The sequence below is a fragment of the Gardnerella sp. DNF01151 genome (assembly GCF_049244235.1).
Lineage (GTDB): Bacteria > Actinomycetota > Actinomycetes > Actinomycetales > Bifidobacteriaceae > Bifidobacterium > Bifidobacterium swidsinskii.
The window spans coordinates 1,344,949-1,357,487 of sequence record NZ_CP058389.1 but is presented as its reverse complement, the minus strand read 5'-3'; the positions used below and the strand labels follow the sequence as shown (position 1 = coordinate 1,357,487).

Below are 12,539 nucleotides of genomic sequence, written 5' to 3'. Positions count from 1 at the left end.
CATGGTATTGAACATGCAAAATCGTGTTTTGCGCTCTTCTGCGTCTTCTGCTTCAGCTCCAGCTGGTCGTACTAAAGATAATTCGACTCGTAAAGAATACGTACATAATTCTGCTCCTTCGGTGTTTAACCCATCTCAACGTAAATCTTCTGCTGTGCTTGAACGATTCAGCAAGGTTATGACATGGAGCAATACGCGCAAAGTACCTCTTGTGAATTGCATGATTATTGTGATTTTTATGGTTGTTACGTTGTTGACTTCGCTTCTTTTGCGTACGCAAATGGCAGAGATTTCCTTCGACCAAACTGCAGTACAGATGCGTATTTCTCGTTTGCATCAGGATGTGGAAGCTCGTCAAGCGAAATTAGATACTTTGGAATCTGAACTTCCTGCAAGAGCGCAACGAATGGGAATGGTTCCGCAACAAGGTTCTATTTCTATTGACTTGAGTGATTATGCAGCAAAACGAAAACATAGTCATTCTGAGAAAACTAAGCACGAAAAACAAGCCGATAACTCAAAACAAACTAATAACTCAAAACAAACAAATAACTCAAATAAAACTCAAAAACAAGACCAACAAAATCGTCAATATCAACAGAAAGCAAAACAGGAGAAACATTGATGCGCCACTTAATCAAACAACGTTTCGCTCCTCAGCAGATATTTGCGCGTAAGTGCACCGTAATTGCAATTGTTTTTGCGTTAATTGGTGTTGGTGCAATAGTAAAGCTAAGTTTTATACAGATTATTAATGCTCGCTCAACTGCACAAGCAGCTCAGGCTGAGCGTAGTCGTGTGCGACCAATTCTTGCACGTCGTGGGCGCATACTTGATGCTAATGGTGCTGTGTTGGCTCAAAGTGTTGAGCGATTTAATATTATTGGAGATCCACTTAATGCTCAGGCTTTTGTTCCGACTCCTTGCACAAAACAAACCGAGCATAACTGTCATATGCTTAATGGCAAGCCTGTAGAAGGCACGGGCGCTGTGGCGGTCGCCCGTTTGCTTGCTCCGATTTTGCACATGAGTTCTGTAGAACTTGGTGGAAAACTGGCTGGCGTTGGTCGTTACGTTTTATTGAAACGTAACGTGACTCCTGCAATGAAACGTGCCATTGACGATTTGAATCTTTCTGGGTGTATTTATGCAGAGAACAGTAGTGAACGAGTATATTCAAGCGGACCTATTCTTGGATCTGTTATTGGTGCTGTTGCTAATGCCGATGAAGTTAATCGTAAAGATATTAAAGATCGTAAAGGTGAGGTTGGTGTTACTGGTCTTGAATTTACTAAAGATGCAACTTTGAATGGCGTGGACGGATATCAGCGTTATCAAGGTAATAATGCAGGAAATGAGAAAATTCCTGGTACTGTAACTGAATCTAAGCCTGCAATCAACGGAAGTGATGTTAAGCTCACAATCGATAGCGATGTCGATTGGTATGTTAAAAAAGTTTTGCTTGATGGCAAGAAAAAATATCATGCAACTTGGGGTATTGCAATAGTGCAAGATGTTCGTACTGGCGAAATACTTGCTTTGGAAGATACTGATGAGATTAAAGCTGGAACAACGCAAGCTAAGGTGAATGTTTCTAGAGCTGTAAGCCAAACCTTTGAGCCTGGTTCTATTGGTAAAGCTTTCTCAATGTCTGGAATGTTACAAACTGGTGCGCATAAGCTTACTGATAAATTTGCTGTTCCTAATACTCTTAATAAGAACGGTCAAGCATTCCATGATGCTGTTAGCCATGGTGTTGAGCGTTGGACATTAGCTGGTATTCTTTCGGAATCTTCTAACGTCGGTATGGTTATGGCTGGTGAAAAATATCCGATAGATAAACGCTATGAGTATCTTTATAAATTTGGTCTTGGTCAGTACTCGGGATTGAATTTGCAAGGAGAATCTTGTGGCTTGCTTCCTAGCGTTCAAGCTTGGGATGGTCGTAAGAAAGATACCGTTCTGTTTGGTCAGGGTTATGCTGTGAATGCTTTGCAGCTTACTAATGCGATTGCAACTATTGCAAATAAAGGCGTTAGGTTGCGTCAGTCAATAGTTAAATCCGTTATAGATTCTAATGGTAGAGTTACGAAGTCTCCTCGTCCTGCAGGAACGCGCGTTTTGGATGAAAATGTTGCTGCACAAATGATGAATGCTTTGGAAAATTCTGGTGAGCATTATCACAGATTTGCTGGTGTCGATGGTTATCGTGTTGCTGCAAAGAGTGGTACAGCTGAAGTTGCTGGCGCTGATGGTAAACTTAGCTCTACAATCAGCGACTGGTCGGGTGCTATACCAGCGGATAATCCTCGCTTCGTCATAACAGTTGTTTTGCGTGATCCACAAGGTATTTATGGTGGTATGACTGCAGGTCCACTGTTCAAAACTATTGGAGAATTCTTAATGCAAAAGTATGATATTCCAGCTTCTTCTCCACGCACAAATCCTGTTCCTGTGAATTGGTAGTGTACGCATTACAATGTTGTTATCTATAAAGTAGGGTGTGCAATGAGTGCGGTTGATGAATACTCTAGAATTAGAGTGACGCTAGGTTTTGCTGCAAAAAATTATGGTTTTGAAGTTGTTCCTGCGTTTGCTTCAGAGGTAACTATTACTTCTATTGCTCATGATGTGCGTCATGTGCGTCCTGGTGGATTATTTGTGCCAATTGGTCATATCGATCGTCGTCAGCTTGAAGCTGCACGTGATGCTGGGGCATATGCTGCATTAGTTTCACCAGAATTTCGTGGTGAGGCTGCAGATTTAGGTCTGCCTTTGCTTGTTTCTTCTGCTAATCCAGTTGCTTTGGGCAAGCTTGCTTGTGATATTAATGCAGATCCTTCTTCATGCGTTGCAATATTTGCGATTGCTGGTGACGATGATGATGAGATCCATGCTAATGTTTTGCGATTAGCTGATTTTTTGCATATGTTAGGCAATCCTGTTGGTGTTATTAGTGATGCTGGATCTACTTCATTGCAGCGCGAATTGTCTTTGCAATATCCTTTAAATATTGCAGATGTACAGCATGCTTTATCTGTGTGTGCAGAAGATGGTGCTGCAGCTGTTGTTATTGCACTTAATTCTGCAACTTTAGCTAAGAACGCGTTACAATCCGTCAGTATTGATGTTCTTGGCGTTGAGCAAACTCAGAATGAAAGCAATTCTGGCGCAGGGTCTGATTCTCAATCTGATGCTAAGTCTAAAGATAGTTCTGATACTAATTCTGAATCTAAAGATGCAGCCTCAAATGTGAAAGTTAGTGCAAAGGCATCTTCTTCACCGCTTTACCCGGCATATGCAACCGGCATGAGTTTTTATGCGTTGCGTCAACGTTATGGTTTTTCTGGAAGAGAGCACGCTTATTGTGTTACTAGATCGGCTGAGTCTGACGAATTAGCTGAATTAGCGGATCAAATTGGTGGCAATGATGTGCAGCGGCATCTTTCATTATCTATTGCAATGGTGTTAGCTGCTGGTGTTCGTCGTGGGACTATTAAAAGTGCGCTGCGAGTTTCGCATGAACTGCACTGAATTATGCTGATTTCATTCGAGTTTTCAAATAAATTAATTGCGTGAGTTTTGTTTAAGAGCTTTTAATTATGTGGCTAATTTGGAGGATGTTATGAGTTGTGTTGAAACTTCGTGTGCCAGCAATGCTGAGAGTTTAGATCATGCCGATATGATGCCTATGAGCATAAGCGAAATTGCTAAAGCTGTTCATGGGGAAATACACGAGTTTAATAGTTGTGACACAGATTTAGTTGCAAATTCCGTTTTTAGTGATTCTCGTCAAATCCGTAACGGTTCTGTGTTCGTAGCTATAGTTGGTGAACATGTTGACGGTCATGATTATGTAAAGAATGCTGAAAAATCTGGAGCTGTTGTAGCTATTGTTGAACATGTTGTCGAAGGCACTAATCTCAATCAAATAGTTGTGAATAATTCTATAGAAGCGCTGGGCTTGCTAGCTAAACATAATTTGGAACTTCGCCGCAATCTTAACAAACCTTTCACTATTATTGGTATTACTGGTTCCGTTGGCAAAACAACAACGAAAGATATGTTGAAGGCTTTGTTGAGCACGCTAGGCGAAACAGTTGCTCCTGTTGGATCTTTTAATAATAATATTGGTTTGCCTCTTACTGCTTTGCAAGTTGGCAGTAATACTCGATTTTTAATAGCAGAAATGGGAGCTAATCATGTTGGCGAAATTGCCAATTTAACTCATATTGCTCCTCCGGATCTCGCAATAGTGCTTAAAGTTGGTGTGGCTCATTTAGGTGAATTTGGCTCAGTTGAGCGCATTGCGCAAGCAAAAAGTGAGATTGTGCGTGGGCTTTTGCCACATGGCATAGCAGTATTAAATTCCGACGATAAGCGAGTTTCTGCAATGTCTTGTCTTGTAGAAAATAAGCATGTGCGCTGGTTCGGTAGAAATGTTAAAAACGGATTGCTGGAATCAGCTAGTAAAGATGACTACCAACTTTCAGCTAGTAATATAAAGTTAGATTCTTTTGGTAAAGCAGTTTTTACTACCACTGAACGTAGTAATTCTTCTGATCTAATGAATCATATTGAAGTGCATCTTGCTATACAAGGCGAGCATAATGTTATGAATGCGCTTGCAGCAGCAAATGTTGCTAGATATTTGGGAATGACTTTAGATGATATTGCTTCTGTGCTGTCTAAAGTTTCGCATATTAGCCCGCATCGCATGCAATTGAGTACAGTTTCTAAGAATGACGAGAAATTTACACTTATTGATGATTCCTTTAATGCAAATCCTGATTCTATGAAAGCAGGAATCGATGGTTTGTGCGCCTATGAAAATGATTCTTGTAGTGCATCTTCGAAACCTTTCCGTATAGCGGTTCTTGGTTCTATGTTGGAGCTTGGCAGCAACGAAGATGAATTGCACACAAATATTGGAGAATATGTGGCAAATTCGAGTGTCGATGCAGTTGTTGCTGTTGGTTCAAAAACGGACTCTGACTTAGATAAATTAGCTCACTGTATTGCTCAAGGTGCACGTTCTTCTTGGAAGAATAAACTACTTTCTTCTCACGATGCAGTCTACTTTGTGCACAGTGCGGATGAGGCTGATGATATTGTTTGGAAAATTGTGGCCGAGCATCCGAGTAGTGTTGTGTTATTGAAAGGCTCTCATGCTTCAGGCTTGAGTGTGCTTGCTGAACATTGGGCAAATATTTAACTGCTCGATGCTCAATATAAGTGTGAAATTAATAAATTAAGTATTATAGCAAACGGAACAGTAAACGGAGGTTAAGCGGTGATTGCGCTTATTGTAGGAATTGTGGTGTCGCTCGTAGTTACGATTGTTGGCACGCCTTTGCTTATTCGTTTAGTGCATCGTTTGCACTACGGTCAGTACATTCGCCAAGATGGACCACAATCTCATTTAGTAAAGCGCGGCACGCCAACTATGGGCGGTGTTGTTATTAACTTTGCTGTAGTAGCAGGTTGGGCTGCTTCTGCTCTTTATAGATATGTTTCTGTTGGTCGCTCGCCTTCATGGTCTGCTGTTTTGGTGCTGTTTGCAATGCTTTCAATGGGTTTGCTTGGCTTTATTGATGATTTTGCTAAGGTTCGTAAAAAGCAGAATCTTGGTCTTTCTGTACATGCGAAGTTTACTGGTCAAATTATTTTTGCAAGTATTTACGCGCTTTTGTCATTGCTATTGCCAACTCAATCTGGTATTGCTAGCGCTCAACCTGGAATGAGTTTTATTGAAAAACCATTTTTTGATTTTTCTATACTCGGCAACGGTGTAGGAATTGTAGTATTTATTGTTTGGGTTAATTTCCTTATTGCTGCTTGGTCTAACGCTGTAAACTTGACTGATGGACTTGATGGTTTAGCTTCTGGATCTTCTATGATTGCTTTTGCTGGTTACGCTTTGATTGCTTTCTGGGAAAGCTACCATGTGCGCGGAGGCGGTCATTTCGGATTCTCTTACGCTGTTTCTGATCCTCTCGATTTAACTATTATTGCTGTTTGTGCTGCTGTTGCTTGCTTTGGATTCTTGTGGTTTAATTCGAATCCTGCTCAAGTATTTATGGGAGATACTGGTTCGTTGGCTTTAGGCGGATTATTTGCAGCTCTTTCTATTGCAACTCACACAGAGTTTTTGGCTGTGATTTTGGGTGGATTATTTGTAATGGAAGCTGCAAGTGACGTTATTCAAGTTGGATTCTTTAAAGCTACGCATAAGCGTGTGTTCAAAATGGCTCCTATTCATCATCATTTTGAATTGCTCGGCTGGACGGAAACTAAGGTTGTTGTGCGATTCTGGATGATTGAGCTTATGTTTGTGCTTTCTGCACTTATGATGTTCTACGCCGATTGGGCAGGGCATTCTGGCTTGCTTATTTAATTTCAAAAATTGGAAGGCTTCAATATGAATATTGTCGATGGCAATGAAGTATCTGTTTCGTCTGAATCTACTTGTAAGTCGTGCACAAGCGATAAAGCATTTGCTTTTAAGCGTGTATTAGTTGCAGGTCTTGGAGTTTCTGGTCGTGGCGCAGCTGAGGTTTTGTGCGCTGTTGGATCTGAGCCTGTGACTGCAGACGAAAATAAGCCTGATGCCGATATACATGATTTTTCAGCAATAGACTGGTCTAAAATCGATGCTGTTGTTACATCTCCAGTATTTAACCCTCGCACGCCATTTTTGCAAGAAGCTGCATCGCGCAATATTCCAATAATGAGCGAAGTTGAATTAGCATGGCGCTTGCGCGTACCTTCTCAGCGCACGAATAAACCTGCTTATTGGATTGGCGTTACTGGCACAAATGGTAAGACTTCTACTACAGAAATGACTTCTGCAATGCTAACCGCTTGCGGATTAAATGCTCCAGCTGTGGGAAATATTGGAAAGTCTGTGTCACATGCTGCTTTGGAATGTGAGCATGATGCCTTATGTGTTGAATTAAGCTCTTTCCAATTGCATTTCACTGATTCTTTAGCTCTTGATTGTGCTGCTATTACTAATATTGCTGCTGATCATTTAGATTGGCATGGTGGCATGGAAGCGTACGCTCGTGACAAGTCAAAAGTATTTAATAATGTGCAAAAAGCTTTGGTTTACAATGCTCAAGATGAGCGTGTAAGCAAATTGGCAGATTGTGCACAAGTTGCTGATGGCTGTAAAAAGATTGGTTTTACGTTAGAAGAGCCTAAAGATGGTGAAATTGGCGTAAAAGATGGTTGGATTGTAGATAACAGCGGTGTTGCTGGAGGAACTAAAGGCACTCTAAAACCTATTGTCGAATTGCGTGAGCTAAAACATCTGTGCGAGCCTGATGGCAGTGTGTATCCGCATTTATTAGCTGATGCTCTTACTGCGTTAGCGTTAGCTTTAGGTTTAACTGGTGACGTAGATTCTTCAGTTCGTGCTTTACGCGAGTTTGCTCCTGGAGGTCATCGCATTCAAACAGTTGCGACTTTGATGTCTGAAGATGAAAATCCTTCGCATTGTATTAGATTTGTAGATGATTCTAAAGCAACTAATGCTCATGCTGCTTGTGCATCTTTAGCTAGTTTTGCTAATAATTCGGTTGTTTGGATTGCTGGCGGTTTAGCTAAAGGTGGTCATTTTGAAGATTTAATTGCAAACCAACTTCATGTGATTAAAGCAGTTGTTGTTATTGGAATAGATCAACGTCCAATTGTTGAAGCTCTTCACAGTTCAGCTCCTCACATTCCAGTAACTATTGTTTCACAAGATGGTTCTTGCGCTAAATCATATGATTGCGTTGATGACTTAGTTTGTGAGTATATTGAGAATACTTCGCTTGTAAATCCTGATTCTTCATTCGGTGAGGCTGTTATGCGTCAAACTGTAGAAGCTGCTGGGCGTTATGCTAAGCCTGGTGATGTTGTTCTGCTTGCTCCTGCTTGTGCCTCTATGGATCAATTTGTTTCGTACGCCGATCGCGGCAATCGTTTTGCTAAAGAATCTCAACGATGGGTGCATAATCATGGTATTCAACAGTAATAAGCCTAAAAAGTTTTTGCGTTCATTAGCGTGCAAAGTCTCAGAAGTTATTATGGAAGATCATATTGAAACAGATTCAGATTCTTCTCATTCTTCCCAAAAGCAAAAATTTGAATCTTTTAAAAAATCTATTAGAACTTCAGCAAGTAAAGTAGGCGAGTCCGTAAGCAAAGCAGGAGCGTATGCAAGCAAAGCGGGTAAGGAATTAGGCAAATCTGTAGGAAAGTCTGTAAGTAAGTCCGTAAGTAGTTCTGTTACTAAAGTTGGCAAATCTGTAGGTTCTTCTTTAAATGAATCTGTAAAATTTGTAAAAGATGTAAAGAAGTCGAAAGCTGCGAAACCAGCGAAACCAGCAAAGCTAGCGAAACCAGCAAATACAGTAAAGCCAGCAAATACAGCAAAGCCAGCAAATACAGCAAAGCCGGCAAAGTCAATCAAATACGCAAAATTAGCGCATACTGTATCTGGAATATTTTCCTCGAAAAAAGACTACTCAAAAAACTCGTTAGAGCGCAAAACTCAAGATTCAGAATTAAAGAAATACGTTGGCTTGCGCAGTTTAACTAACCCACTGTGGTGCTTATACGGCATGAGAGTATCAGTGGTTATACTGTCGATTTTCGGCTTATTTATGGTGTTTTCTAGTTCTTCAGTAACTATGATCACCTACGGAATTGCACCTTGGGGTCAAGGCGTAAACCAAACAATGTATTGCGTTTTAGGCTTAATTGGCTATATTTTCGCTTCTCGACTTCCAGTTACAGTTTATAGACGATACGTTGCTGTTATTTACATTATTTCTGTTATTGCACAGTTCTTAACATTTGTTCCAGGTTTACGACGTGAAGTTAATGGTAATGCTGGTTGGATTGCTTTCGGCCCTATGACTTTGCAGCCTGCAGAAATTACAAAACTTGCATTATGTATTTGGCTTCCAGTAGCTTTGATTGCTGCAAAACAAGCATATGAGCGTGTGCAAATGCGCGCGTATATTCCTGTAGCAGCAGGACTTGGCGTATCGTTGTTGCTTGTTATTGCAGGTAAGGATCTTGGTACTGCTTTAATTATTATTCTTATTGCACTTATAGCTTTCTACTTAGGTGGATTCCCAACAAAATGGCTTGTTGGAAGCATATTTATTGCTTGCATAATGGTTGCTCTTTTGGTTTTAACAAGCCAAAATCGTATGCGACGTATTCTTGCTACTTTGCACGGATGTGATGCAAAATCAGCTAAAGGCGTTTGTTTCCAAGCAATTCACGCTCAATATGCAATGGCTTCTGGTGGACTATTAGGCGTTGGCATCGGAAACTCTCGTGAAAAATGGAATTATTTGCCTTACGCTCACAATGACTTTATTTTCGCTATTATTGGCGAAGAGATGGGCTTTTTGGTTGCAGCAGCAGTGATTTTGCTATACGTAATTATTGGTTGGTGCATACTATCTTCAGCATTAAAAGCGAAATCGCAATTTATTTCAATCACATTAATGTGTATTGCAACGTGGATTGTAGGCCAAGGATTAGTTAATATTCTTGTTGTTGTGCAAATACTTCCGGTTATGGGAGTGCCTATGCCGTTTGTGTCCGCAGGTGGTTCTTCGCTTGTTATGTGTTTGGTCGCAATTGGCGTAGCTGATGGTCTTATGCGTTCCAATCCGCAACTTACTATATCGAAGTAGTAAGTATTTACAACTTTTTATAATATGAAAGTTATAACAAGGGTAGTGAAATGAAATTTGATAATGCTATTGAGCATGAAGTGCATATTGTTCTTGCAGGCGGGGGCACTGCAGGTCATGTCAATCCTTTGCTTTCTGTCGCAAACGCTATTAAAAAGCTCAATCCTGAAGCGTTAATTAGTGTAATTGGCACAGAAGTTGGTTTGGAAAAAAGTCTTGTTCCGAATGCAGGGTACGAACTTGACACTATAGAAAAAGTGCCGTTCCCGCGTAAGCCAAATCTAGATGCAATTAAGTTTCCAATTCGATGGATGCGCGAAAAACGCAAAGTGCGAAATATACTAGCCGCTAGAAAAGCAGATATAGTAGTGGGCTTCGGTGGCTATGCTTCTGCTCCAGTATATTCTCAAGCTCATGCGCAGCATATTCCTATTGTGATTCACGAGCAGAATGCTAAATCTGGAATGGCAAATCGCTTGGGCGCAAGTTGGGCTGATGCTGTTGGAACAGTTTATGGGAATACTGATTTGCGCACACGAAAAGGTGTCAAAGTTGAAAGAGTTGGTTTACCTCTTAGACCTGCTATTTCTCAATTGTGTGAAAGATTAGAAAAAGATTATGATTCCGCTCGCGTTGAAGGTGCGCAAAAACTTGGCGTTGACCCTAAACGTCCAATTATTCTTGTTACTGGCGGATCTTTGGGTGCAAAAAGCATAAATCAAGCTGTTGCTGCAGCAGCAGGAGATATTTTAAAACATGCGCAAGTAATTCACTTAACTGGTCGCGCAAAAGCGGAAGAAGTGCGAAATATAGTTGCAAAGCAAGTAGGCGAATCGCAAATAAACGATATTAAACCAGAGCATGCTGGCTGTGGCGATTATCATATTGCAGAATATCTAGAGCGTATTGATTGGGCTTTTGCTTGTGCAGATTTAGTTATATGTCGTGCAGGAGCTGGAACGGTTGCAGAAATTTCTGCACTTGGCTTACCTGCTGTATACGTGCCATTGCCTATTGGCAACGGCGAGCAGCGTTTCAATGCTGAGCCTGTAGTAAATGCAGGGGGAGCAGTAATGGTAAATGATGCTGATTTCAATGCAAAGTGGTTTATAGATGAAGGATTAGCTTTATTGCAAAACAAAAAGCAATTACAAGCTATGCGTACTAAATCTTGGAATTATGGTATTCGTGATGCTGCAGACGTTATGGCGAAGCATATTCTTGAAATCGCAAAAGAAGGCAGAAAGTAATGACTAATCTTAATAGCAATACAACTTCATTTCATAATAATATTGATTTAAACCCAGTAAAATCAGCATTTGATGATTCGCAAACAATTTCAAAATTAGGTCGAGTGCATTTTATTGGTATTGGTGGAGCTGGAATGAGTGTTCTGGCAGAAATGTTGCATGAAGAGGGGGTAAGCGTAAGTGGATGTGATCGCGAAGCAAATGATCACACTCAACGCTTGGAAGAATTAGGTATTGAAGTAGAAATTGGACAAAGTGCTTCACACGTTGAGCATGCAGATGTACTCGTGTATTCAAGCGCTATTAAACCGAGCAATCCGGAGATTATGGCAGCACATGAGCGCGGCATAAAGCTTGTTCATCGCAGCGATATTCTTGCGTTATTATTATCTGCAAAAACTGGCGTGACTGTTGCTGGAGCGCATGGAAAAACAACTACTAGCTCACTTCTTTCTCATATATTAACTGTGGCTGCAGTAGGCGATTTGGCTGATCCAAGCTACGCAATCGGCGGATCTATTCAAGCTGCAGACGGAACAGTTTTAGACGGCGGTCATGCTGGCAATGGAATTGTTATGGTTGCTGAAGCTGACGAATCTGACGGAAGTTTTGAAAAATACAGCCCAAGTATTGCAATCGTAACAAATGCTGAAGCAGATCACTTGGATCATTATGGCTCTAGTGAACGATACAGAGAAGCATTTGTTGAGCACGTAAGTCATGCTGTTAATAACGTAATAATTTGTGCAGAAGACGAAGGTGCTAGAAAAGTACTTGAAGCTATGCCGGATAATATTTTAAACAAAACAATTGCTTACGGTAATTTGGATACTTGGAGCCTAAAAGTCAGCTCGCGCGTACAAAAATTAGCCATGTTCGCAAGTATTGAGCATGAAAATGAGCAAGCTGTAAGTGGTCGAGAAATGTTTACGCTTGTATTGCCAGAAAAAATTTTGGATGAACATGCTAAATGTTCGAATAAGGTGCAAGTTAGCTTGTTAATACCAGGTTTGCATAATGCGCTTAATGCTTCTGCAGCTATTGTTGCTGCAGTATTGCTCGGTATGAATCCAGAAGATGCGGCTCGTAGTGCAGAAAGCTTCCGAGGTGCGTCTCGTCGTTTTGATATTCGTGGATGTGTTGATGGTGTGACAGTTGTGGACGATTATGCTCACCATCCAACTGAAATAGCTGCATTATTGCGCGCTGCTCGAAGAAAGTACACTTCTTCTACTCTTCGCGTGCTGTTTCAGCCTCATTTGTTCTCCAGAACGCAGGCTTTTGCTAATGAGTTTGCAAAATCTTTGGCTCTTGCAGACGATGTAATTGTTACAGGAATTTTCCCAGCTCGCGAAAAGCAGGAAGATTTTCCAAATATTAATGCTGAAACTATTGTTAAAGCTGCAAAATCGCAGAATCTTGATGTAAAAATTGAAGCGGTTGACGATATGCGCGAAGCTGCGTTGAAACTGACTTTGCGTGCAAAATCTGGTGATGTGCTGCTTACAGTTGGTGCAGGAAGTATTACTGCTATGACGTCTGTTATGCTAGAAGCATTGTAGTGCTTTGAAATTAAGCGATTAAA

General features: G+C 40.8%; 9 protein-coding genes. All 9 read left to right on the top strand.

Translation table 11 applies throughout. From position 1 onward, the window contains the following. The first annotated feature begins 1 nt into the window (after position 1). The 9 genes from HXT37_RS05710 to murC all read left to right on the top strand — a co-directional run bounded on the left by HXT37_RS05710 (position 2) and on the right by murC (position 12,516). Positions 2 to 625, top strand: a complete 624-nt coding sequence (locus tag HXT37_RS05710; protein WP_102703206.1) for a hypothetical protein — start codon at positions 2 to 4, stop codon at positions 623 to 625. Continuing rightward, positions 625 to 2,466, top strand: a complete 1,842-nt coding sequence (locus tag HXT37_RS05705; RefSeq protein WP_012914402.1) for a peptidoglycan D,D-transpeptidase FtsI family protein — start codon at positions 625 to 627, stop codon at positions 2,464 to 2,466. Before HXT37_RS05710 ends, HXT37_RS05705 begins: the two co-directional genes overlap by 1 nt. Positions 2,467 to 2,508: 42 nt before the next feature. Then, positions 2,509 to 3,534 (top strand): hypothetical protein, encoded by a 1,026-nt coding sequence (locus HXT37_RS05700; protein ID WP_004108517.1) that lies wholly within the window; start codon positions 2,509 to 2,511, stop codon positions 3,532 to 3,534. Between the two features lie 91 nt (positions 3,535 to 3,625). Continuing rightward, a complete protein-coding gene (locus tag HXT37_RS05695; RefSeq protein WP_415693282.1) occupies positions 3,626 to 5,215 on the top strand; it encodes a UDP-N-acetylmuramoyl-tripeptide--D-alanyl-D-alanine ligase in 1,590 nt (529 codons plus the stop codon). A gap of 78 nt (positions 5,216 to 5,293) precedes the next feature. Further along, complete coding sequence (gene mraY / locus HXT37_RS05690; protein WP_004108513.1) at positions 5,294 to 6,397, top strand: phospho-N-acetylmuramoyl-pentapeptide-transferase; 1,104 nt, start codon at positions 5,294 to 5,296, stop codon at positions 6,395 to 6,397. A 24-nt stretch (positions 6,398 to 6,421) separates the two neighbouring features. Continuing rightward, positions 6,422 to 8,023, top strand: a complete 1,602-nt coding sequence (gene murD / locus HXT37_RS05685) for a UDP-N-acetylmuramoyl-L-alanine--D-glutamate ligase (RefSeq protein ID WP_102703203.1) — start codon at positions 6,422 to 6,424, stop codon at positions 8,021 to 8,023. Between the two features lie 469 nt (positions 8,024 to 8,492). Further along, positions 8,493 to 9,704: a peptidoglycan glycosyltransferase FtsW gene (locus HXT37_RS05680; protein ID WP_233186349.1), complete on the top strand. Its 1,212-nt coding sequence runs from the start codon at positions 8,493 to 8,495 to the stop codon at positions 9,702 to 9,704. A 50-nt stretch (positions 9,705 to 9,754) separates the two neighbouring features. Then, positions 9,755 to 10,954, top strand: a complete 1,200-nt coding sequence (locus HXT37_RS05675) for a UDP-N-acetylglucosamine--N-acetylmuramyl-(pentapeptide) pyrophosphoryl-undecaprenol N-acetylglucosamine transferase (protein WP_076003024.1) — start codon at positions 9,755 to 9,757, stop codon at positions 10,952 to 10,954. After that, positions 10,954 to 12,516, top strand: a complete 1,563-nt coding sequence (gene murC, locus HXT37_RS05670; RefSeq protein ID WP_102703202.1) for a UDP-N-acetylmuramate--L-alanine ligase — start codon at positions 10,954 to 10,956, stop codon at positions 12,514 to 12,516. Before HXT37_RS05675 ends, murC begins: the two co-directional genes overlap by 1 nt. The last annotated feature ends 23 nt before the right edge of the window (positions 12,517 to 12,539 follow it).

Excerpts from the sequence above, each read along its gene's own strand:
- murC (WP_102703202.1), top strand. The coding sequence starts at position 10,954 with ATGACTAATCTTAATAGCAATACAACTTCATTTCATAATAATATTGAT.
- HXT37_RS05695 (WP_415693282.1), top strand. The coding sequence starts at position 3,626 with ATGAGTTGTGTTGAAACTTCGTGTGCCAGCAATGCTGAGAGTTTAGAT.
- murD (WP_102703203.1), top strand. The coding sequence starts at position 6,422 with ATGAATATTGTCGATGGCAATGAAGTATCTGTTTCGTCTGAATCTACT.
- HXT37_RS05710 (WP_102703206.1), top strand. The coding sequence starts at position 2 with ATGGTATTGAACATGCAAAATCGTGTTTTGCGCTCTTCTGCGTCTTCT.
- HXT37_RS05675 (WP_076003024.1), top strand. The coding sequence starts at position 9,755 with ATGAAATTTGATAATGCTATTGAGCATGAAGTGCATATTGTTCTTGCA.
- HXT37_RS05705 (WP_012914402.1), top strand. The coding sequence starts at position 625 with ATGCGCCACTTAATCAAACAACGTTTCGCTCCTCAGCAGATATTTGCG.
- HXT37_RS05700 (WP_004108517.1), top strand. The coding sequence starts at position 2,509 with ATGAGTGCGGTTGATGAATACTCTAGAATTAGAGTGACGCTAGGTTTT.